Raw genomic sequence first — 23,472 nt, forward strand, 5'->3', positions numbered from 1 at the left:
ATGAAAAATTATAACTATATACTATTTTTAATATCATTACTTACATTTTCATTTGTGAGTTGTGATGATAACTTAGACATTATTCCAGAGCAAGCTTTATCAACGGATATTGTGATTAAGGATGCTGCGAATATTCGGAAGATTTTAATCAACGCTTATGGCGATGCCCGATCCAGTTCCAGTTATGGAGGAGGAATTGCATTAGCTTCTGAATTGATTGCTAACGATGGCGATTTGTATTGGAATGGAACTTTTGTTCAACCTGCGGAGTATGATGAGAAAGCCATGTTGGCTGATAATTCTTTCGTTAGAGATATTTGGATGAATGCTTACAATATCAACAATCAAACGAATATTGTACTTGAAAATTTGAATGTAATTACGGATGCTGATCAGAAAACAATTGCTGAAGGAGAAGCAAAATTTCTTAGAGGGTTAGTATATTTTGATTTAGCCCGATTGTTTGCTAAGCCTTATATTTCTGGAAGTGCAAATAGTCAACTTGCTGTTCCTATTGTATTGGATGCCGTTTTAGATCCTACTAAAATTACGTATCCTACCAGAAATACTTTGGACGAGGTATATGCTTTGGTTATTTCTGATTTAACGGATGCTTACACCATGTTACCGGAATCAAATGATATTTATGCTACAAAATATGCAGCTGCGGCGCTTCTTGCCCGCGTTTATTTGCAAAAAGGAGATTATGTAAAAGCACGTGATATGGCTAATGAAGTGATTAATTCCAGTGGAGCAAGTTTAACTGCTACCTTTGCTGAGGCATTTAATAATGAAGAAAATTCAACAGAAGATTTATTTGCTTGGCAAGTTACCAGTCAGGATGCCAGCGCTAATTATTTCAATGTATTTTGGGCAGGTTCTGATTTTGGAGGACGTTCCGGAAATCCAGATGTTGATGTTGAAACACAACATTGGGATATATATGATGATGCAGATGATGAGAGAGCACATTTCTTTTATGAAGCCGATTACTGGTGTACTACAAAATGGCAAAACCAATTTGGAAATATTCCATTCTTGCGTTTAGCCGAAATGTATTTGATCCGTGCAGAATCTAATTACAGATCAGAAACGTTGGTTGGAAATTCACCTTTAAATGATATCAATATCTTACGTGCGCGTTCCGGAGCGGGTTCATTTGAATCTGTTAATTTAACTACTATTTTAATGGAAAGAAAAAGAGAATTATCTTTCGAAGGATTTGCTTTATTTGATGCCAAACGATTGGGTAATTCAGTAGGTGATAACGCATTTGACGCTAATAGTTTAATTATGCCAATTCCGTTAAGAGAGATGGATGCAAATCCAAACTTAGTTCAAAACGACGGATATTAATTAATACTTAATATATTAAACAAAAGGAGCTATGAAGCAATACATAGCTCCTTTTTTATTTTGAAATTTTTTAAAAGCAAAAAGCATAAAACGATAAGATAAAGTTTCTTTAGATTTTCCGGTAAAGATTAATTATTCCAAATTAAAAGATTAAATTAGAGACTTGAAGACAACTCTGTTTTTTAATTGAAAATAAGAAATCAGAATCGGTAAGGTTACGATTCCTCAGAAAGGTATGGTTTTGAAAAACAGTGCTTTTCTATTTCAGTAATCCCTTTTTTGTATTATTATTTGTAATCAGTTTGTTTTTACTATTAAAGTAATACTGTGTAAATTATGTGGGATCAAGTTCAAAAAACCGTTAGTTATATTAAGAATAAAACCAATTTTATTCCGGAATATGGAGTAATACTTGGTTCCGGCTTAGGTAGTTTTACCGATGATTTGCAAATCGAATATACGTTACCTTACGATACCATCCCGAATTTTCCTGTATCAACCGTTCAAGGGCATAAAGGAGCTTTGGTTTTCGGAACAATTGGCGATAAGCGAGTCGTTGCGATGCAAGGTCGCTTTCATTTTTATGAAGGATATTCGATGAAAGAAGTTACTTTTCCGGTTCGTGTCATGAAATATCTCGGAATTACTCAATTGATTGTTTCCAATGCTTCCGGCGGTGTTAATCCAGAATACAAAGTAGGATCCATTGTGCTAATCAAAGATCACATAAATATGGCGCCAGAGCATCCGTTACGAGGGAAAAATGACGAACGTTTTGGGCCTCGTTTTGTCAATATGAGTGAGCCATATTCTAAAAAGATGATTGCCAAAGTAAAAGAAATTGCACTGGATTTAAATATAGAAATTCACGATGGGATTTATTTAGGATTGCAAGGACCAACTTTTGAAACTTTAGCCGAGTACCGAATGGTGAAAATATTGGGTGCTGATTGTGTAGGCATGTCTACCGTTCCCGAAGTAATTGTAGCCCGTCACATGGGATTAGAAACGTTTGGGATTTCTGTAATTACAGATATGGGTGATGAAGAAAGTATAACCACTATCTCTCATGATGAAGTGTTAGAAGCCGCAAATAAAGCAGAACCTGATGTTAGACAGTTAATACGGGAATTGATTTTACATTATTAGAGTCCAGTCCTAAATATATTGTGCAATTACGCTGTAAAATTCATCTGGAACAATAGGTTTGGTTATGACATCATTCATTCCAAAAGACAATAACATTTCCCTGTTTTCATTCAATGAAATGGCTGTAAGTGCTATAATCGGGGTACTGGAGTCAAATTCTCGTATGAATTTTGTGGCTACCGTTCCGTTTATACCCGGTAAATGTACATCCATAAGAATTAAATCGTATTGATTTTTTCTTGCAGCTTCTATGGCATCTTCTCCATTGTCAATTATTTCACAAAAAACACCTTTTTTCTCCAGCATTTTTTTGGTGATCATTTGATTGATTTTGTTGTCTTCAATCAAAAGAATTTGTTTGTTTTTCAATATTGTAGGGTTGTATTTTTCCGATTTATCTTCCAAAACGATTGGGTTTGTGTCTGTTTTGAATTGTAATTTGAATGAAAATGAAGATCCTTTTCCAACAGTACTTTCCAGTTTTATTTTGCCTCCCAGAATTTTAATTAATTTTTTTACAATTGTTAATCCTAAACCTGTTCCGCCATATTTTCGGTTAACTTCGATAGAACCTTGAGAAAAACTATCAAAAACAGTTTGTAATTTGTCTTCCGGTATACCAATTCCAGTATCAACAATTTCAAAAAAGATACTTGCTTTTTGGTCTTCAATCGCATCTAATTTTGCGAATATTGTTACGGTTCCATTTTTTGTAAATTTTAGCGCATTGTTAATCAAATTGATGAAAACCTGTGACAATTTTGTCGGATCTCCTTTGATGTAGTCCGGGATTTTATCATCAATTTCCAGTTTAAAATTATTGTTGTTGATGAATGCTAATTCTTTTAATGAGTTCTGAATGTTTTTTAATAATTCTTTAAGGTTAAAAGAAATGTTCTCCAATTCAATTTTATTGGAATCAATCTTATTAATTTCAAGAATCTCATTGATAAATTTGGTTAAATAATTTCCTGAAAATTGTAGTGATGTCAGGTAATCTATTTGAGATTCTTTGGGGTTTTCTTCCATCAATAAATGTGTAATTCCGTTTATGGCATTCAAGGGAGTGCGCAGTTCATGACTTACAGTTGATAAGAATTCTGATCGGGCTTTTGAGGCTCTTTCCGCATTGTTTTTGGCTATAATTAATTCATTATTTTTTTCTTTCAATAATAAATTAGACTCATTACGGATGATGTTGTTTTTGTACAGTGATAAACTCAATAACGATAAAATGGTAATTAAAGATATAGCCAGAATACTGATTAGTTTAGAATATTTATATGTTTTTTGCTGTTCATTGTCTTTTTTTTGTTTTTCGAGTGTAGCATTTAAAAGCTCATTTTTTTTGAATTTTGCAAAATCCTCCAGACTTAATTTTGCCGTATTCATTTTAGAAATTCGGTCTTTCAATTGGTAATATTCGTCTAAGTAGGAATACGCTCTGTCAAAATCATCTTTTTCTTTGTAGCTTTTGCTGAACGCTAACATTATTTTAGATTTTTGTTCTAAATCATTGTTTACAGCATTCTTTTTTAATGCATTTTCTAAATAATAAATCGCTGAATCACTTCTTTTTAGTTCGTTTTGAATTGTTCCTAATTGGTAAAAAGCTTCTGTTTTAGCTGTTATATTACTTTTTGTTTCTTCTTTTTCTATTATTTTTTTGAAAGTTGAAGCCGCCAGATTGTACTCTTTTTTGAGTTTGTATGCAATTCCTTTATTTAAAATCAATGTTTCCGATGTATCCTTGACTTTTAAACTGTCGAATATCGCTTCTGATTTGTTAAAATAAATAGAGGCGAGGTTGTATTTTTCTTTTTCAATATTGGTCAATCCAAGGTAGTAGTAAACCGTTGCTATAGTATAATATGGAGGCAGTTTTTTATAAAGGAACAGGCTTTTATGAAAGGCTTTTGCGGCTTTTTCATATTGGTTTTCATTGAAATAAATTTTTCCCAGTTTGAAAGTTTGATTGGTTTGTTCTTCCAAATCATTATTGTTTTCACAAAAAACTATTGCTTTCTGTATGTAAACAATCGCTTTTTCTGGTTTGTTTATTTGAATATTGTAATCTGCTAAATTTGAATAATAGGAGATGCTATCTGTTTTTTTTGTAGTTTGTGCATACAAAAATGTGCTAAAAAAAAGAATAAAAACGAAGAAGTATTTCATTGTAAGTCGTTATTTTTTAATTAGTTATTTGGTTTTTTTGTAAAAAGTATTAAATCAATAATTCTTGATGAATATCCTTTTTCGTTATCATACCATCCTACCACTTTTACCATTTTGTCAATAACAGAGGTTAGTTGAGCATCAAATGTACAAGAATTTTTATTCCCAATAATGTCAACAGATACTATTGGATCTTCCGTATAATCTAAAATTCCTTTTAAGGTGGTTTGGGAAGCTGTTTTAAAAGCAGCATTTATTTCTTCGATGCTTACTACCCGTTTTACATTGAAAGTGATATCAGTCAAAGAGCCGTCAGGAACGGGAACCCGTATGCCGCAACCTCCAATTTTTCCTTCTAAAGAAGTGAAAATTTTTGTCAATGCTTTTGCTGCTCCGGTTGTTGTAGGTACTATTGACTGGCTTGCTCCTCTTGCGCGACGTAAATCTTTATGGGGTTGATCGTGTAAGCTTTGGTCCGTTGTAAAAGAGTGAATTGTGGTAATGTAGGCTTGCTCAATACCGCAAAGTTCATCAATGATTTTGATCATTGGCGCTGCATTATTTGTTGTACAGCTGGCGTTTGAAATAATGGTTTCTGTTCCGTCAAGGATATGTTCGTTGACTCCCAAAACAACTGTTTTTATTGTGTCTACTTCTGAAGGTGCGGAGAGAATTACTTTTTTGGCACCCGCCAGAATATGTGCATTTAAGTCTTCGAATGTTTTGTATTTTCCAGTAGATTCGATTACATAATCGATAGCCAAGCTTTTCCAATCCAGATTTGAAATGCTTTTTTCGTGGAAAAATAAAACGTGTTTTCCATCTACAAAAAAACCTGTTTCATCCTGGGTGATTACGTTTGGCAATACACCGTGAATACTGTCGTATTTCACTAAATGCGCCATTGTTTTGGTATCTGCAATATCGTTTATGGCAATTACTTCTATATCAGGATGGTTCAGCAGCAATCGGAATAGATTTCGTCCAATTCGTCCAAAACCATTTATGGCAATTCTTGTTTTCAAATGGATTCGTTTATTCGTTTATTTGGTTAACCGATTAACTGATTAAACAAATTAATTTTTTATAAAATATGTTTTTGTGCTTTGTAGGATGAACGAACCAAAGGTCCACTTTCAACATGACGGAAACCTAATTCTAAACCAAATTGCTCGTATTTAGCAAATTGCTCCGGCGTTATAAATTCCTTCACCGGCAAATGTTTTTTGCTGGGTTGTAAGTATTGTCCAATCGTTACGATATCAACATTGGCTTCCCGTAAATCTCTCATGGTCTGAAAAACCTCGTCTTCTTGTTCTCCAAGTCCTAACATGATTCCAGATTTGGTTCTGTTGATTCCTTTTTCTTTCAGATATCTAAGTACTTCTAAGCTTCGGTCGTATTTTGCCTGAATGCGCACTTCACGAGTCAGTCTGCGTACGGTTTCTACGTTGTGTGAAACGACTTCGGGATTGGCTTCTACGATTCGGTCTATATTTCTTTCGATTCCTTGAAAATCAGGAATTAAGGTTTCCAGGGTTGTATTAGGGTTCATTCTTCTAATGGCTTTTACGGTTTCAATCCAAATGATTGAGCCACCATCTTTTAAATCATCTCTGTCAACGCTTGTAATTACGGCATGTTTGATGTTCATAATTTTGATAGAACGCGCCACTTTTTCAGGCTCATCCCAATCTACCGTTTCAGGTCTTCCTGTTTTTACGCCACAAAAACCACAAGAACGGGTGCAGACATTTCCTAAAATCATGAATGTTGCCGTTCCTTCGCCCCAGCATTCTCCCATATTTGGGCAGCTACCAGAGGTACAAATGGTATTTAAGCTATATTTATCGACTAAACCACGAAGTTCTGTATATTTTTGACCTATTGGGAGTTTTACCTTTAACCATTTCGGTTTAGCTCCGCTCAATTCGGATCCTCGGGTTCCCACAGGTAAAGTATTTTCTAAAACAGTTTCCATAAATTAATTTTCAGTTCGCAAAGATAACGATTGTTGTTTATTTGTGGATTTGTTTGTCTGTTAATTTGAGTTTAGAAAAGCGAATCTCAGGATTATTTTTATTGTTTTTTGTTTTGAAAGCATTGTTCGAATGAAATATGTCCCACAGATGCCTCGGATTGAACAGATTTATATTTTTTATGGAATGATTGGTTTGTGTAGGTTTTGATTTTCAGGCATAAAAAAAGCAGCCTTTTTTGGGAACTGCTTTAGTTGCTTTTTACGCTAATTCATTTGTATTGTGATGGGCAGATTATAAGCGGTTCGGACTGCTTTTCCGGCAATCATTCCCGGGGACCATTTTGTTTTTAAGGATTTTAATACCCTAATCGCTTCTTTTCCTAAGCCATATCCGGGATCTTTTTTTACTTGAATGTCGGTCATGGTTCCATCTTTTTCGATAACAAAAGAAACATAAATGCGAATGGCTTGTTCACTGTCGATTTCTGTTTTTTCAAAATTATTGCCTACATAGTTGTAAAATTTATTGATACCACCCGGGAATTCCGGCAATTTGTCTAAAGCTACAGTGGTGACAACTGTATTTCCTGTATCAGTGGTAATAGGGGCAACAGTGTTTCCAGAAGGTGTTGCATTATTTATACCAATGCTTGTTGTTCCATCGTTTGTACTTGTTGTTGTGCCCGTATTTTCAATGTTTTTTGCTATAACTGCGGTTGGTGTTGTTGCTGTTACCACAATAGGATTTACGAGTTGGTCTTTCTGCAGCACGGCTTGTTTGGTTTGTTGTTTGGCTTCCGGCAGTACTGGTTTTTCAATTTTTTTGCTTTCGAAAGGCGTGCTGTCCGATAATTGGATGATTCGACTGGTAAAATCGGGGAGTTCTATTTTGCTTTCGGGATTCAGGTAATTAACCGCAACAGGAATAGTGACTACTGCCGCCAAAAACAGCATTCCGGTTAAAAATGCTACTACCGATGTTTTTGAACTTTCCTGACGCAATCGATAAGCGCCATACTCTTTGTTTCTGTTTTCGAAAACAAGATCAATCCAACGGGTTTCGTAAATACTGAGCCCAGACATAATTTATAGTTTTAGTGGTTAAGTAACTATTAAATCATAAGCAGGTATTTTTAACATATAACGTTAGAAATAGGTATTGTAGTATTTAAAAATACGATTATATTTTTATTTTTTTTAACATAAATTGATAAAAATAAATATATCGGTTTTATTGGGCTTAGAAATGAATGTAGTAAGAGTCGTAAAAAAGGATAAAGTAATTTTGGAATTATTTCCTTAGAATTATCTTTTCTGTTGAATGATTTCTGCCAGAAGTTTTTTGGCGCGAAGCAATTTAATCTTTACGTTACTCAAAGGTTCGTCAATTTTGTTGGCAATTTCCTGATAACTCATTTCTTGAAAATAGCGCAACTGAATCACTTCTTGATAATGTGGTTTCAATTCTTTGATGAATTGCAGTAACCGAGAAAGGTTTTGTTCGGTAATTAATTCATCTTCTGCCGATGGGGTTGTGTCGGCAATATTATAGGCCTGCTGGTCTTCTTCATCGGTAATTTCGACAAAAAGACTTGATTTCTTTTTTCGCAACAAATCAATATGCACGTTTTTTGCAATAGCGATAAGCCAGGTGTTGAACTGGAATTCGGCGTTGTAAGTGGCTATTTTGTCAAAAGCTTTCGAGAATGTTTCGATGGTGATATCCTCGGCATTGGTTTCATTTTCGGTACGTTTTAGCATGAAGGCATAGACTTCATTCCAATAATAATCCAATAGAAAGGTAAAGGCCGCTTGATCTCCTTTTTTTGCTTTTTCTATTTGATTGTTTATTTCCAATGTACCGGTTTTGAGAAAATATTTGTTATAAAGATATTGATTTGTGTAACTATAAGTACTATTTCAATAATTGGAAACCAGAATTTAATGTCGTTTTCTTTTAGTTTTCCAGCCGAAAACCCAACTACTGTCCACGCTACTATGTATCTCCCTAACAGTAAACTTAAAACTAATATCCATTGAAACTGAAATGCCAGTAATATGGCAGGCAATATAAGGCATAATAATTGGGAACAATAAAAAATTCCTAATTGCAATTTATCGAACGGTTTGTAATAATTGGCCGTAGCGACATGTCTTCTTTTTTGGGTAAAAAATTCTTTGAAAGACGTTTTGGGTTTAGAATAGGTAAAACTTTTAGGGGTGTAGGCGATGGTTACATTTTGGGCATTTGCCGCCTGATTAATGAATAAATCGTCATCTCCGGAGCGTACTTGTATGTGTTCTATAAAGCCGTTTACATTGAAAAATTCTTCTTTCTTATAGGCCATATTTCTTCCGACTCCCATATACGGATGTCCTAACTTTGCCCAGGAAAAATATTGAATTGCAGTTAATACCGTTTCAAATCGAATTATTTTATTCAGGAAAGAATTAGCAATTTTTTGATATCCTCCATACCCCAAAACGATTGTTTTGTGCATGGTAAATTGAGAGCTCATTGCCGTAATCCAATCTTTGGATGTTGGGTAGCAATCGGCGTCGGTAAATAGTAAGTATTCTTTTTTTGCAGCTTTTATTCCCAGTGTCAGCGCATATTTTTTATTGCCCCAAAAAGCTTCGTTGTTCTGTACTTTTACCAAACGTATATTTGGATATTGTTTTTCAAAAGCTTCAAAAACAGCTAAAGTACCATCGCTTGATGCATCATCAATCAATACGATTTCAAAATCCGGATAGTTTTGTTCCGCTAACAACGGAATAAAATTAGCCGCATTTTCTTCTTCATTTTTGGCACAAACGATGACGGATATCGGAATTCTTTTTGGGGTAACTTTTTGTGCCTTGGCGAAAGCAAATTTCCCAAAAACGCCCAAATAATACGATAGTTGTATGGCAACTATGCCAATAAAAAAATATAAAGTAATGGTCAGCATCAGATTGAAATGTCTTTTTAAATCGTCTGCAAAGGTACTTATGAAATGTTAAAATTCAATGCTTAAAAGGAAATTACTTTTGGGGTTTTGTCATTTCTTTTGTACAAATCCGGCAGCAATATTTTATATTATGTTTACTTCGGCTTCAATGTGAATGCCAAATTTTTTAAAAACAGTTGCTTGGATTTCTTTCGAAACATTCAGGATTTCCTGCCCGGTTGCCTTACCATAATTTACCAAAACTAAGGCTTGATTTTTATGAATTCCGGCATCGCCAAAACGTTTTCCTTTGAAACCGGCCTGTTCGATTAGCCATCCAGCGGGAACTTTTACTTCTGTTTCTGAAATGTCGAAATAGCGCATTTCTGGAAACTGCTGGTGAATTTTTTCGAAATCTGATTTCAATACGATTGGATTTTTAAAGAAACTTCCGCTGTTCCCCAGTTCAGCCGGATCAGGTAATTTGCTTTTTCGAATAGCGATTACTGCATTACTGACGTCTTTTAAAGTAGGATTTGTGATGTTGTTTTTTAAAAGTTCTCCTGAAATATCTCCGTACGAAGTATTGATTTTATGATTTCGTTTCGTGAGTTTAAACACTACTGCTGTAATTATATATTGGTCTTTTACGTCGTTTTTAAAAATGCTCTCGCGGTATCCAAAATGGCATTCTTCTTTGCTAAAAGTTCTTATTTCCTGATTTTTGATTGCCATTGCTTCGCAGGAAACGAAGGTGTCTTTGATTTCCGTACCATAAGCTCCAATGTTTTGAACTGGCGTAGTTCCTACATTTCCCGGGATAAGGGACATGTTTTCCAGTCCGCCAAAATCTTGATTGATGGTCCAAAGCACAAATTCATGCCAGTTTTCACCCGCCTGACTTTCAACCCAAACAAAATCATCATTTTCCTGTTTGATTTTTTTACCTTTCAAATCAATGTGAATCACCAATGCTTCAATATCTTTTGTCAAAAGCATGTTGCTTCCTCCTCCCAAAATAAATTTTTTCTGGGATTTATTTTGTTCTAAAACGGTTTTTAAATCGGCTATGTCATGAACAGCTACAAATTGCTTTGCTTTGGCTTCAATGCCAAAAGTGTTGTAGTTTTTTAGAGAAAAATCAGTCAGTATTTCCATAAAAGAAAGGTCTTTTTGAATCGTTTAATTCTTTCGTCAAAAGTAAGAATTAAAATCTATTGGCATAGACTTTCATCCAAATATGCATCATGAACAGCGGCATGATGTACGGAATCATTCGGACGTCTCCTTTTTGTAAATTTTCTACGAGTTTCTTGATTTTAATGTGTTCAAAATAAGGAGTTTGGAAGAGGTCGCTTTTGGCGAAAGCCTCTAATTCGTCTTTAAAAGCTGGACTTTTGGTAATGTAATCTCCCCAAGGCGCACTCAATCCTACTTTTTTGAATTTCAGAATAGCTTTGGGCAAACGGTCTTGCATCGCTGCTTTTAGAATAAATTTCCCTTTCTTGCCTGTAAACAACCATTTGTCTTCCAGAGAACCCAATCCGGTAATTAACCGTTGGTCTAAAAATGGTTCTCTACATTCAATGGAAGCGCCCATAGTGCATCGATCATTGCGGTCCAAAAGAGAACATAAATAGGTATGTTGGTCAAAATACAAGGCTTGTCTTTGTAAATTATTAGGATACAATGATTTGGCTTCTTCGTAAATTTGGTTTCGGTATTCATTTTTGGGAAGTGTATGAATTCCAAAGGTTTCTTCAATATCGTTCGGAAAAATATTAGACCCGTTAAATAGCACTAAATCCGCATTTTTTTTGATTTGTGCATATCGGACTAATTTCTCGTAACGTGGTTTTTTTGAAAATACATCCAATGATCCAATTGCGGCTATTGAACTCAGTAAGGAGGGAAACTGAAGGGGTTTGTATCGTACATAACCACCCATCAATTCATCGGCACCTTCACCGGAAAGTAACACTTTTACAGTTGGTTTTGCCAATTGAGAAATTGCCAAAAGATGCGGTTCGTTTAAATGCATGATGGGTTCATCCTGAAAATAGGTGCTTTTTAACAAATTATCAAATAGACTTGTATTTTCTAATTGCATGGTGTGAAAACGGTAATCCAGTTTTTCGGCTATCATTTTCGCTAAATGCGATTCGTTGTGTTCTTCTTCCTTAAAACCAATATTAAACGTCTCGATGTCTTTGTAATTTTGACGGTATAAAGAGGCTAAAATAGACGAAGAATCCAGGCCACCGCTTAATAAAACGCCTACAGGAACGTCACTTACCATTCGCAGTTTTATGGAGTCATCAAAAGTTTCTCGAAACCATTCTGCCGGATTTTCAATTTTGGGTTGGTTTTGGATTTCTGATTTCAAGTCCCACCATTTTTCGGTATTTACTTTTCCGCTTTCGTGGATGGTCATGATGTGTCCGGGAAGTACTTTTTTTACGTTTTGGTACAACGTATTTTCTCCGGCAACAAATCGGTTAAAAACATATTCTTCTAAACCTTCATCGGCCAGTTTAAGCGGAACGCCGGCAGTAAAAAGGGCTTTTTGTTCTGAGGCAAAATAAAAACTTTCGTTATAAAACGAATAATATAGTGGTTTAACGCCCATTCTGTCCCGAACGACAATAAGCTTTTTTTCCAGTTTGTCCCAAATGGCAAATGCAAACATTCCGTTGAGGCGGTGGAGCATTTTTAGTCCATGCAATTGAAACAGTTTTAACAAGACTTCGGTATCTGAAGTTGTTTTTATATCAAAACCGTTGCTTTTTAATTCGGGATAAAAATCCTTGAAATTATAAATTTCGCCATTATAAACCATTATAAATCTTTCGTCATCCGAAAGAAACGGCTGGTGACCAGCAGTAGAAACATCAAGAATTGAAAGTCTTCTGTGACCTAATCCTATATTTTTGTCTATAAATAGTCCTTTATCATCAGGACCGCGATGTTCCAATGCATCTCGCATTTTGATTAGCACACGTTCATCTACTGTCCTTTTGGATTGTAAATGCAAAATTCCATTAATTCCACACATGGGGGCTATTGTGTTTTAGAAGCGTTAATTAGTTCGTGGTATTTCGCCGCGATGATTGTCATATTTGTTTTATAATTGGCATTTTCTTCTACAAAGTATCTGTTTTTTAAAACCGCTTTGTTTCTGTATTCTTGATTTTCAAAAGCCCATTTTAATTCATCCGCAAGCATTTTGACATCATCAACGGTAATTAATTGTCCGTTTTCCCGGTGTTTTATCCAGCTTTGATTGCCTTCAATATCTGTTACAACGGGATAACAGCCACAGGCCATCGCTTCAAATAAAGAGCCCGAAACCCCTTCTGTTACTGGCATGCTGATATAAAAATTAGCCTGCTGTAATAATTGAGGTAAGGTTGTATTTGGGATTCTTCCGGTGAAAATTACTTTGTCTTGAATGTTTAAATTTTGCGCTACATTTTTCAAATAGGGAAGTAGTCTCCCGTCTCCCACAATAGTAAGTACGAAATCTATTCCTTGTTGGTTTAAAATTGCAAAAGCATTCAGGATACAATCATGTCGGTATTCCGGTAATAAGGAACGGGTTACGATCGCGTTTATTTTTGTCGCATCACGGTTGTCTTTATTTTCGAATGTATTTAAATCAATTCCTTTTGGCAGCACCAAAACCTTGCTCATGTTGACCTTTGCTTTTCGCATCGAAATGGTCATTACAGGGCCCCAGGCATGTATCAAATCTGCTTTTTGAAAGGCATATTTTTGAATTAGTTTTTTGAGTGGTAAGGAAATTGATTGCTCCGGCCATAAGTCGGTTTTGCCTTGTTGTGCAATTGCTACAGGTTTCACGCCGGTTAGTGCAGCGAGAAATCCATAACTGGTTGTTCTTTCTGCAATAACCATGTCCGGTTTATGGATTTTGATTATTTTTTTAATTTGGAAAAGCGCTAATTTAAACTCGGAAATTCTTTTGAGTCGATTTACAATACTATTATTCGGGGTTTTTAATTCCCAACAAATAATTTCGAAATTTCCAAACTCTTTCAGCCCATTCATCCAGGTGATGGCATCGGCTCTGTAGGATTCTCCCAGAAAAAGTATTTTCCTTTTTTTCATAATCAAAAATTAGAATTCATCGGAAGTTAAAGCTCTGTTGATAAAATCATTCAAGGGTTTTAAAGCAATCAGTTTTTGACTCATGGTAGCCACAAAATCTTTTTTTGTAATCTCCGAAATATCGAATTTCTGACTGGATTCAAAGCTTTTTAATTTTAATAATTCAATCGCAGGATGGTCTTTTTCGTATCCTCTGGGTGGGTTTTTTAAGGTATTTGCTTCGTTTCTGTCAAAATCCCCAAATTCTTTTTTGAATTTTTTTTCGTTTAGAATTTCGTCTAAATCGTCATAGAAAAAAGCAATTTCTTTGCGCATTTTTTTTAAATCATCCGGTTGCGGGCAATACAATCCACCGGCGATAAAGCTGGCTCCTTTTTCGATATGCACATAATACCCCGAGCGATTCTGATTTTTTGCACCCGACGAAAGCCAAACGCCTAAATGGGATTTGTAAGGCGATTTGTCTTTAGAAAATCGAATGTCCCGATTGATTCTAAAAGTACAATTTTTTACCTCCAGCATTTCTAATGATGGGTCCAAAGGTTTCATGGCATCCAGAAAATCGGATACGAGTTGTTGGTAGTCTTTTTTGAATGTTTCGTATCTTTTTTTATTGTCCAAAAACCAATCTCTGTTGTTGTTGGCTTTTAAATCATCCAGAAATTGCAAGGTGTCTTTTGAAAGCATGTAACGGTATTTAGAGTTGTTTTTTTAAATCTTCTTCACTAATGTATCCGGAATGTTGCCATTTTATTTCTTTGTTTTCATATAATAATAGCGTAGGAAGTTCACTGATTTTCATTTCAGCCATCAGGGTTTTATTTTTATCGGCGTCCAATCGGATGATTACCACTTTGTCGGCCAAATCTTTTTGCATTTTCAATAGGTAAGGGGTCATTTTTTTGCAAGGGGCGCACCATTCTGCGTAAAAATCAATCAGCACTTTCTTGTCAGAATGTAGTAGTTTTTCATACTCCTGACTTGACATTCCAATGATTTTTTCACTGGGTTTAGACAATCCTGCGGCATCCCATTTTAGTATTCCGCCTTCTAATTCGTAGATGGTGGTGAATCCTAATTCGGCTAGTTTTGCTGATGCTTTTTGACTTCTTCCACCGCTTTTACAGTACACAAATACGGGTTTTGATTTGTCGAATTTTGCTGCTTTTATGGCAAAACTATCGCTAAGCCAATTCACATTTTCGGCTTTATCAATATGTTCCGATGCAAATTCTTCGGGTGTACGAACATCTAGAATTTGTGGGTTTTCTGTTTCCTGTATTTTTTTTGAAAACGATACAGCATCTGTTTTTTGAATGCTTTTTGGCGTCTGCCCGTTGCAGGATATCATCACAAACGATAGTATTGCGAAGTATATAGAATATAGTTTCATAGGTTTTATATTTAGAATTGTAATAGGCTAAAGTAACTCTTTTTTCAATTTTACTGCTTTTTTAAACTATTAAATAAAAGTTATAAATTAAAAATTCTATAACTCTGGTGTGTTGATTTCACAATAGTTTCGGTGCGTTCCGGATGTGTATCAGAAATAAAAAGCTGTCCAAAAGTGTCGCTATTGACCATTTCGATGATTTTTGCCACCCGACTTTCGTCTAATTTATCAAAGATGTCATCAAAAAGCAAAATCGGTTTTACGCCGCTTTGCTTCTTTAAAAATTCAAATTGGGCTAATTTTAAAGCAATCAAAAATGATTTTTGCTGGCCTTGTGAGCCAAATTTCTTTATTGGATAATGATCAATTTCAAACGACAAATCGTCTTTGTGAATTCCCATGCTGGTATAATGCAAAGCTCTGTCTTTATTGAGGCTTTCCTGTAAAAGTGTCACCAAATCGTTTTCGAATAAATGGCTTTCATATACCAATTGAACCGTTTCCTGTGATCCGGTAATGGCTTGGTGGTGCGCATTAAAAATAGGAATAAAGGCCTCGATAAAGGATTTTCTTTTTTCAAAAATATAATGGGCAAATCCATGGAGTTGCTCATTATATATAGAGAGCGTATCATTGTCAAAAACATGGTTTAAGGCAAAGTATTTCAATAAAGCGTTGCGTTGGCTTATTATTTTTTGGTATTGAATGAGTTGCTGCAAATAATGGGAATCCAATTGCGAAATCACGCTGTCCATAAATTTGCGTCTGGTTTCGCTGCCTTCTACAATCAAATCTCTGTCGGCAGGCGAAATAATCACTAAAGGTACAAACCCAATGTGATCCGAAAATTTGTCGTATGCTTTGCCATTGCGTTTTAATATTTTCTTTTGGCCTTTTTTTAAACTGCAAACGATTTGTTCGGCTCTTTCATTCTTTTCAAATTCGGCATCAATTACAAAAAACTCTTCGCCGTGCTTTATGTTTTGCACTGCAAGCGGATTAAAATAGCTTTTTCCGTAGGACAAATGATAAATGGCATCCAGCACATTTGTTTTTCCGATACCATTTCTGCCCACGAAGCAATTTATTTTGCTGTCAAAGTCAAAATTGGCTTCGGAAAAGTTTTTATAATTGAATAGAGAAATTTTTTTTAAATACATTTAAAAGGTATTGTAGAATATGGAATTGGTTTGTTTTTGACTGCTTTTTTAAAGACGGTGCAAATTATTGAAAATTATCGATAAATAAGAGTTTTGGTGTTTTTCAATGTTAAATATTTTACCTTTGTAGTGTTAGAAAAGATATTGTTAAAAAATATTTTTCTTATTTGAATATAAAATCAATTTTTTTCATGTCGGTTTGAATAAAAATTTTATTTTTGCGACTCACTAAATTAAATGTAAATGGCTACTTATAGTAAAAGAGGATATAAAGCACCAAAAGAAAAAGAAGTAACAGCGGTTGTTGAAGATGTAAAAGTAGATGAAAAAGACAGTGCAACAGCGGGAGTTTTCTCCACGTTAGATGAAACAGCTTCAAAAACAGAGGACTGGGTTGCTAAAAACCAAAAGATAATTATAGGATTAGTGGCAGGTGTTGCCTTAATCACAGTTGGATATTTGGCGTATCAAAAATTTATTGCTGCACCAAAACAAGATGAAGCTGCCAATGAAATGTTTGTTGCTCAACAAAATTTTCAAAAAGCTACAGACGGAGTTGCCAGCGACTCTTTATATGCCTTATCTTTGAATGGTTCTGAAGGTAAATTTGGTTTTGTGAAAATTGCTGCTGAATATTCAGGTACAGATGCAGGTAATTTAGCTAATTATTACGCAGGTATTGCTTATTTGAATACTGGAAAATATACAGAAGCAATTGATTATTTAGGAAAATTCAGTTCAGAAGATGTTGTTTTAAGTGCTTTGGCAAAAGGAGCAATAGGCGATGCATACGCTCAGAAAAATCAACCTAAAGAAGCTTTAGAAAACTATTTGAAAGCGGTTGAAGTAAGTAAAAATGATTTCACTACGCCACGTTTCTTGTTGAAAGCCGGAAAAACAGCTTTGGCTTTAGGAAATAAAGAAGACGCTTTGAAATATTTTACAGATGTAAAAGACAATTATGATGCAAGTCCAGAAGCTGCTTCAGTAGATGTTTTAATTGGATTGGCACAATAAGTAAATTTAGATTGAAGGAATTCAGGTTGCAGTGCAGATAACAGATTGAAGTTAACAGATAACAGATGGCGGATTTCAGTTTTTGCTGTAATCTAAAAACGGTTATTCATAATCTAAAATAAAGATGGCTACCGTAAATAAAAACTTATCTGAGTACGATAAAAATACCGTTCCAGATGCCAGAAATTTTCGTTTTGGAATTGTCGTTTCGGAGTGGAACGAAATCATAACAGAAGGCCTTTTTGATGGTGCAATTCAAACACTTCAGGAAAATCAAGTTCCTTCGCAAAACATTATTCGTTGGAATGTTCCAGGAAGTTTTGAGTTAATTTATGGCGCTAAGAAAATGTTGCAAACGCAAAATGTAGATGCTGTAATCGTTATTGGTTGTGTGATTCAAGGGCAAACAAAACATTTTGATTTTGTTTGTGAAGGCGTTACTCAAGGTATTAAGGATTTGAATGTACAAACGGATGTTCCGGTTATTTTTTGTGTTTTGACAGATAATACATTGCAACAATCGATTGACCGAAGTGGAGGAATTCACGGAAATAAAGGAACTGAAGCGGCTATTGCAGCTATAAAAATGGCTTATATTCGTCAGCAGGCTTCTTTATCACATCAAATAGATAATCAACATTTATTATCATCAGGCGCTTTACAAATCGAAAACCTGCCTTTGCAATTAGAAGAATAATAAAAGTAAAATAAATTTTTAAAACCTATACTATTCCTTAAAATAGTATAGGTTTTTTGTTTTTTTTATGATTAACTACACTACAAAACCCAATAGAAATTCCTTAAATTTGTATTCTTTGGTTTTGTAAAAAAAATAAACCTTAAACCCCAAACAAAAAATTAATGTCGAGCATTATACAATTACTTCCTGATCATGTTGCCAATCAAATTGCGGCTGGAGAAGTCGTACAAAGACCTGCTTCTGTAGTAAAAGAATTATTGGAAAATGCCGTTGATGCCAGAGCAACCGACATCAAGTTGATTATAAAAGACGCAGGAAAGTCATTGGTACAAGTCATAGACAATGGTTTAGGTATGAGTGTAACAGATGCCCGATTGTGTTTTGAGCGTCATGCCACTTCCAAAATCCGTCATGCGGAAGATTTATTTTCCTTACATACTAAAGGGTTTCGTGGAGAGGCATTAGCTTCTATTGCGGCTATCGCGCATGTAGAAATGAAAACCAAACAAGAGCAGGAAGAACTGGGAACGCATCTTATTATTGAAGGTAGTAAATTTGTTTCTCAAGAGGTTGCTGTCCTGCCAAAAGGAACTTCTTTTGCGGTTAAGAATCTATTTTTTAATATTCCGGCGCGACGAAACTTTCTGAAATCAGATATTGTGGAATACCGCCATGTTATCGATGAATTTCAAAGAGTAGCGTTGGCACATCCTAAAATTCATTTTACCTTTTATCATAATGGCAGCGAAATGTTTAATTTGCCGCCTGCCAGTTTAAGACAGAGAATTGTTGGTGTTTTTTCAGGAAAAACCAATGAGAAATTAGTTCCTGTTCAAGAAGAAACCGAAATAGTCGCCGTTCAGGGATTTGTGAGCAAACCCGAATTTGCCAAAAAAAACCGTGGAGAACAGTTTTTCTTTGTTAATGACCGATTTATAAAAAGTGGCTATTTGCATCATGCTGTGATGGCAGCTTACGATGGTATTTTAAAAGATGGTGCGCAACCGAGTTATTTTTTATACTTATCTGTTCCGCCCAACACTATTGATATCAATATTCATCCCACTAAAACGGAGATTAAATTTGACGATGAGCAGGCTTTATATGCTATTTTGAGAGCTTCGATTAAGCATAGTTTGGGACAGTTTAATGTAGCGCCCGTTTTGGATTTTGAGCGTGACGCAAATTTAGATACTCCTTACCATTATAAAGATTTAGAAGGCGCAACACCAACGATTCAAGTTGATGGTACTTTTAATCCTTTTGCAGCAGATAAACCCAATAAACAATTCTCGAATTACCGTAAACCGGAGGCGACTGCCAACTGGGAAAGTTTGTATGTGGGATTAAAACAGGACACGGAAACCTTTTCCGGAAAAAACGATTTTTCTTTTGAAAATGAAAATGAAGAAGTGACTTCTTCTTTGTTTAATGATGAAGAAGTGGAGCAGGTAGTACAAAAAACGTATCAGATTCATAAAAAATATATCGTTTCGCCTATAAAATCCGGGATGGTTATTGTAGATCAACAACGGGCGCATCAGCGTGTTTTGTATGAACAATTTCTGGTAAATATGACCGTTCATCAAGCATCAAGTCAGCAATTGTTGTTTCCGTTGAACTTGTTTTTTTCGTTAAATGAAATGGAATTGATTGCTGATTTACAACTTTCGTTGATGAACACCGGATTTGTTTTTGAAGAAACGAATGAAGATCATATTGTTATTTCGGGTATTCCGGTGAATGTTACCGAAAGTGAAGTTTCTATAGTTTTGGAACAATTATTAAGTGATTTACAAGACGGAATTCCGGAAAGTAGTTTCAGTCAAAATGATTCTATTGCTAAATCTATGGCCCGAAGTTTAGCCGTAAAAACCGGAACTTATTTAACCGAAAAAGAACAGGAAAATTTGGTAAACGGGCTTTTTGCCTGTAAAGACCCAAATGTTTCCCCATTTCAAAAACCTACTTTCATCACGATGCGTGTGGAAGATTTAGATAAAAAATTTGCCTTATGAGAAACGTAACCGAAACAGTCAAACAGTTAATTATTATTAATGTTTTGTTTTTTATTGGAACTCTGATTTTAGGGGATTCCGCATATAAAATTTTGGCTTTGCATTTTCCGGAAAATCCTGCTTTCGGATTCTGGCAACCGCTTTCTCATATGTTTATGCATGGAGGATTTATGCATATTTTCTTTAATATGTTTGCCTTGTATTCTTTTGGTTCTGCTTTAGAGCATATGTGGGGAAGTAAGAAATTTTTATTTTTTTATATTTCCTGTGGATTGGGTTCGGCTTTGTTGCACACCGGAGTGAATTATTACTATTTTCAAGAAAGTTTAAATACCTTGATGGCTAATGGATTTCCAAAATCTGAAATACTACAAGTCCTTAATGAAGGTAAAATAGATACCAGATGGCAGGAATTACTTTCTGTTTCGGATTTTCAGAATTTTACGAGTGCCTATTTAGGAACTGCGGTAGGTGCTTCGGGAGCAATTTACGGTATAATAGTAGCTTTTGCTTTTATGTTTCCTAATGCTGAATTGGCTTTAATGTTTATTCCTGTGCCTATAAAAGCTAAATACTTTGTGCCCGGTTTAGTTTTGGTCGATTTGTATCTAGGAATTTCGGGAAAGTCAATTTTCGGAGGTGGAGGAATTGCCCATTTTGCTCATGTTGGCGGCGCATTGTTCGGATTCATTATTATGTGGTATTGGAAGAAAAATCAGTTTAACCAAAATCGTTGGAATTAAGTACAGCTTCTATTTTGTAGCAACCAACTAAGTCAAAAAACTAAATCTAAATTATAAAAATGAGCAGTATTATTGACGATTTGAAATTACAATATAAGTTAGGAGGGATGCCCTTCAAGCTTATTGTATGGAATGTGATTTGCTTTTTGCTATCCTTGTTTTTTTATTCTTTCAAAAGAGGAACTTTTGATTTCCCCGAATGGATTGCTTTATCTTCGGATCCGTCTGTTTTTGTTATGAAACCATGGACTCTTTTGACCTACGCTTTTTTTCATGATGGATTTGGGCATTTGTTTTTCAATATGTTGGTTTTAAATTTTTCTGGCAACTTATTTTTGACTTATTTTACGCCTAAACAATTTTTAGGATTGTATGTTTTAAGTGCTGTATTTGCTGGTATTGCTTTTGTGTCCGGATTTTATTTTTTGAATTTGAGTTCATCCATTGTTGGAGCATCAGCAGCCATTATGGCTATTTTGGTAGCAACTACAACCTATTATCCATTGATGAATGTCAGGTTGTTGCTCATAGGAAATGTAAAATTGTGGCATATCACGGCGGTGATTCTTCTGCTTGATTTAATGCAATTCCGATTAGAAAATACAGGAGGGCATATTTCTCATCTGTCAGGTGCGGTTTTTGGTTTTATTTTTATTAAATTGCTTCAAAATGGAACTGATTTAAGTAAAATAGTATCTGGTTTTTTTGATTTTTTGGCTAATTTGTTTAAAAAATCCCCGTCAACTCCTTTCAAAAAAGTACACAAAAATTATAGTAAACCAATTGAAAAAGGAGCTTCCAGAATTGTCACAAAAGATAAAGCACAGCAACAAATCGATGAAATTTTAGATAAAATCAGCCAATCCGGTTATGATTGTCTGACCCAAGAAGAAAAAGAGTTTTTGTTCAAAGCAGGAAAATAAATCAGTAGATTACTGATTACAAAAAAGAAAAGATGAAGAACCTGTCATGGTTTAATAAAGGAATGTTTTTTTTGAATATAGTTTTGACTGTATTGACATTCAGCGCTTATCTTTTACCGTTTCTGGCTCCCAAAATTTTTCCGTTATTATCGGTTCTTACCTTATTCATGCCGTTATTCTTTATTTTGAATGGCTTGTTCTTTATTTATTGGGCGCTACAATTCAAGAAACGTATGATTCTCTCCGGATTAGTGTTGTTGATGGGTATTACTTTCATCAATAAATTCTATAAATTTTCCAGCAAAGATTTTCCGGAAAGCGAAAAAGATTTTACGGTAATGAGTTATAATGTGCGTTTGTTTAACGTGTTCAAATGGTTGGACAGAGATGATGTTCCTTCAGAAATTTTAGCTTTTATCAATGATAAAAATCCTGATATCCTTTGTATTCAGGAATTCTCTTCTTCTGCTGATATTGATTTGAAAGTTTATCCGCATAAGTATATTTTTATGGGTGGAAACCAAATTAAATCAGGTCAGGCTATTTTTTCTAAATTTCCTATTATTGCGGAAGGCAATATTGTTTTTCCAAATTCCAGTAACAATGTGATTTTTGCAGATATAAAAAAAGGGAAAGACATCATCAGAGTCTATAATATGCACTTGCAATCCATAAAAATATCGCCTGATGTTAATGAAATTAATGATAATATTGATGTCATCAATCAGCAAAAATCCCAATTATTGTATCATCGAATCAGTAAAGCCTTTAAGCAGCAACAACAACAAGCGGAGATGTTTAAAGAACACAAAAAAGACTGTGTTTATCCTGTAATTATTTGTGGTGATATGAATAACAGCGCCTTTTCTTATGTGTACAGAGACATCAAAGGTAAACTGAAAGATTGCTTTGAAGAAGCCGGAAAAGGATTTGGTGCTACGTATAAATTCAGGTATTATCCAGCCAGAATTGATTACATTTTAGCGGATGAAAAAATGAAAATCAAACAGTTTGAAAGCTTTCCTGAGTTTGTCAATTCAGATCATTATCCTATTATGGCGAAATTGGCTTTTGAATAAACGAATTTTTACTACTGTATTTTTTGGTTTTTCAAATAATCCAAAGCAAATTTACCTTCATTAAACAACACATCCAAAACGCTTAGATTATTGATAAAGCCATGTTTGTCATCAAAAACCTGAGTGTAACTTTCAAATTCAGACGTGTCTTTTTTTCCATTAGCGAGTTCTCTAAAATCGGTAATTATTGTAGTGTCTACCTCCTGAATGTATTCGGTTGTTGTTTCATACTCTAATTTCAATCTCATGGATTTTAAGATAAAATCAAATGTTTCGAAATTTAAATCCAGTAAATAGGTATGTTTTTTCTCGAAAATTGGACGGATATCGTCTTCAAAATATTCAAAAAAAGGAGAACTTCTGTATGCGGCTTCCAATGATTTGAAATGTTGTTTTTGCCACTCAAAATCATTTTCAATTTGAATGTCTTTTGTTTTTTGATGGCTTAATTTTGAATGTTTTACCGGTATATTCAAAAGTTGAATTCCGTTTGGGCTATAGATATACGTTCGGTTGCGATTGGTTTGTTTTTGGAAATTATCGGCTGTTTCAAATGTAATCCGTTCTGATTGCGTCAATGCAACAAAATGGCTGATGGAAGGGAAATAAGTAGGATGGATTAGAATGTCCATTTTTTATAAAGCTTTTAAAATTTTAAAGACAAAAGTCATAAAGTTATAATGAATATACCTTTATGACTTTTGATTTTATGACTTT

21 protein-coding genes are annotated in these 23,472 nt (G+C 34.7%); 8 read left to right on the forward strand and 13 right to left on the reverse strand.

Annotation, left to right across the window (positions count from 1 at the left end):
- Nucleotides 1-1,356 (forward strand): RagB/SusD family nutrient uptake outer membrane protein, encoded by a 1,356-nt coding sequence (locus O6P34_RS08085; protein ID WP_269684006.1) that lies wholly within the window; start codon nt 1-3, stop codon nt 1,354-1,356.
- 336 nt (nt 1,357-1,692) lie between these two features.
- Nucleotides 1,693-2,505, forward strand: a complete 813-nt coding sequence (locus O6P34_RS08090) for a purine-nucleoside phosphorylase (protein ID WP_269684007.1) — start codon at nt 1,693-1,695, stop codon at nt 2,503-2,505.
- A 9-nt stretch (nt 2,506-2,514) separates the two neighbouring features.
- On the opposite strand, the gene O6P34_RS08095 is transcribed toward O6P34_RS08090, so the two are convergent.
- The 12 genes from O6P34_RS08095 to recF all read right to left on the reverse strand — a co-directional run bounded on the left by O6P34_RS08095 (nt 2,515) and on the right by recF (nt 16,275).
- Nucleotides 2,515-4,680, reverse strand: coding sequence for a tetratricopeptide repeat-containing hybrid sensor histidine kinase/response regulator (locus O6P34_RS08095; RefSeq protein ID WP_269684008.1), 2,166 nt, complete (start codon nt 4,678-4,680; stop codon nt 2,515-2,517).
- A gap of 20 nt (nt 4,681-4,700) precedes the next feature.
- A complete protein-coding gene (gene gap / locus O6P34_RS08100; RefSeq protein WP_269684009.1) occupies nt 4,701-5,705 on the reverse strand; it encodes a type I glyceraldehyde-3-phosphate dehydrogenase in 1,005 nt (334 codons plus the stop codon).
- Between the two features lie 59 nt (nt 5,706-5,764).
- Nucleotides 5,765-6,661, reverse strand: coding sequence for a lipoyl synthase (lipA, locus tag O6P34_RS08105; RefSeq protein WP_269684010.1), 897 nt, complete (start codon nt 6,659-6,661; stop codon nt 5,765-5,767).
- A 264-nt stretch (nt 6,662-6,925) separates the two neighbouring features.
- On the reverse strand, nt 6,926-7,744 hold the full coding sequence (locus O6P34_RS08110; RefSeq protein ID WP_269684011.1) for an energy transducer TonB: 819 nt from the start codon (nt 7,742-7,744) through the stop codon (nt 6,926-6,928).
- 222 nt (nt 7,745-7,966) lie between these two features.
- Nucleotides 7,967-8,518: an RNA polymerase sigma factor gene (locus O6P34_RS08115; protein ID WP_269684012.1), complete on the reverse strand. Its 552-nt coding sequence runs from the start codon at nt 8,516-8,518 to the stop codon at nt 7,967-7,969.
- Nucleotides 8,509-9,615: a glycosyltransferase gene (locus tag O6P34_RS08120; RefSeq protein ID WP_269684013.1), complete on the reverse strand. Its 1,107-nt coding sequence runs from the start codon at nt 9,613-9,615 to the stop codon at nt 8,509-8,511. Before O6P34_RS08120 ends, O6P34_RS08115 begins: the two co-directional genes overlap by 10 nt.
- A gap of 123 nt (nt 9,616-9,738) precedes the next feature.
- The gene (murB, locus tag O6P34_RS08125; RefSeq protein WP_269684014.1) at nt 9,739-10,752 is read right to left on the reverse strand and encodes a UDP-N-acetylmuramate dehydrogenase; all 1,014 of its coding nucleotides are present in this window, start codon (nt 10,750-10,752) and stop codon (nt 9,739-9,741) included.
- Nucleotides 10,753-10,801: 49 nt separating this feature from the next.
- Nucleotides 10,802-12,649, reverse strand: coding sequence for an asparagine synthase (glutamine-hydrolyzing) (gene asnB / locus O6P34_RS08130; protein WP_269684015.1), 1,848 nt, complete (start codon nt 12,647-12,649; stop codon nt 10,802-10,804).
- A 5-nt stretch (nt 12,650-12,654) separates the two neighbouring features.
- Complete coding sequence (locus tag O6P34_RS08135; RefSeq protein ID WP_269684016.1) at nt 12,655-13,722, reverse strand: glycosyltransferase; 1,068 nt, start codon at nt 13,720-13,722, stop codon at nt 12,655-12,657.
- A 9-nt stretch (nt 13,723-13,731) separates the two neighbouring features.
- Entirely contained in the window at nt 13,732-14,409 is a 678-nt protein-coding gene (locus O6P34_RS08140) for a DUF2461 domain-containing protein (protein WP_269684017.1), read from the reverse strand.
- A gap of 10 nt (nt 14,410-14,419) precedes the next feature.
- The gene (locus O6P34_RS08145) at nt 14,420-15,115 is read right to left on the reverse strand and encodes a thioredoxin domain-containing protein (protein WP_269684018.1); all 696 of its coding nucleotides are present in this window, start codon (nt 15,113-15,115) and stop codon (nt 14,420-14,422) included.
- 80 nt (nt 15,116-15,195) lie between these two features.
- Complete coding sequence (gene recF, locus O6P34_RS08150; protein ID WP_269684019.1) at nt 15,196-16,275, reverse strand: DNA replication/repair protein RecF; 1,080 nt, start codon at nt 16,273-16,275, stop codon at nt 15,196-15,198.
- A gap of 243 nt (nt 16,276-16,518) precedes the next feature.
- On the opposite strand from recF, the gene O6P34_RS08155 reads away from it, so the two are divergent.
- The 6 genes from O6P34_RS08155 to O6P34_RS08180 all read left to right on the forward strand — a co-directional run bounded on the left by O6P34_RS08155 (nt 16,519) and on the right by O6P34_RS08180 (nt 22,755).
- Nucleotides 16,519-17,292 (forward strand): tetratricopeptide repeat protein, encoded by a 774-nt coding sequence (locus O6P34_RS08155; protein WP_269684020.1) that lies wholly within the window; start codon nt 16,519-16,521, stop codon nt 17,290-17,292.
- Nucleotides 17,293-17,416: 124 nt separating this feature from the next.
- Entirely contained in the window at nt 17,417-17,989 is a 573-nt protein-coding gene (gene ribH, locus O6P34_RS08160; protein WP_269684021.1) for a 6,7-dimethyl-8-ribityllumazine synthase, read from the forward strand.
- A gap of 164 nt (nt 17,990-18,153) precedes the next feature.
- A complete protein-coding gene (gene mutL / locus O6P34_RS08165) occupies nt 18,154-20,010 on the forward strand; it encodes a DNA mismatch repair endonuclease MutL (protein WP_269684022.1) in 1,857 nt (618 codons plus the stop codon).
- Nucleotides 20,007-20,753: a rhomboid family intramembrane serine protease gene (locus O6P34_RS08170; protein ID WP_269684023.1), complete on the forward strand. Its 747-nt coding sequence runs from the start codon at nt 20,007-20,009 to the stop codon at nt 20,751-20,753. The genes mutL and O6P34_RS08170 overlap by 4 nt, the downstream gene beginning before the upstream one ends.
- 59 nt (nt 20,754-20,812) lie before the next feature.
- Nucleotides 20,813-21,676, forward strand: a complete 864-nt coding sequence (locus O6P34_RS08175; RefSeq protein ID WP_269684024.1) for a rhomboid family intramembrane serine protease — start codon at nt 20,813-20,815, stop codon at nt 21,674-21,676.
- A gap of 32 nt (nt 21,677-21,708) precedes the next feature.
- Nucleotides 21,709-22,755: an endonuclease/exonuclease/phosphatase family protein gene (locus O6P34_RS08180; RefSeq protein WP_269684025.1), complete on the forward strand. Its 1,047-nt coding sequence runs from the start codon at nt 21,709-21,711 to the stop codon at nt 22,753-22,755.
- 11 nt (nt 22,756-22,766) lie between these two features.
- On the opposite strand, the gene O6P34_RS08185 is transcribed toward O6P34_RS08180, so the two are convergent.
- On the reverse strand, nt 22,767-23,387 hold the full coding sequence (locus O6P34_RS08185) for a WbqC family protein (protein WP_269684026.1): 621 nt from the start codon (nt 23,385-23,387) through the stop codon (nt 22,767-22,769).
- Nucleotides 23,388-23,472 lie beyond the last annotated feature (85 nt).

The sequence above is a fragment of the Flavobacterium lacustre genome (assembly GCF_027474525.2).
In the GTDB taxonomy this organism is placed as follows: Bacteria; Bacteroidota; Bacteroidia; order Flavobacteriales; family Flavobacteriaceae; genus Flavobacterium; species Flavobacterium lacustre.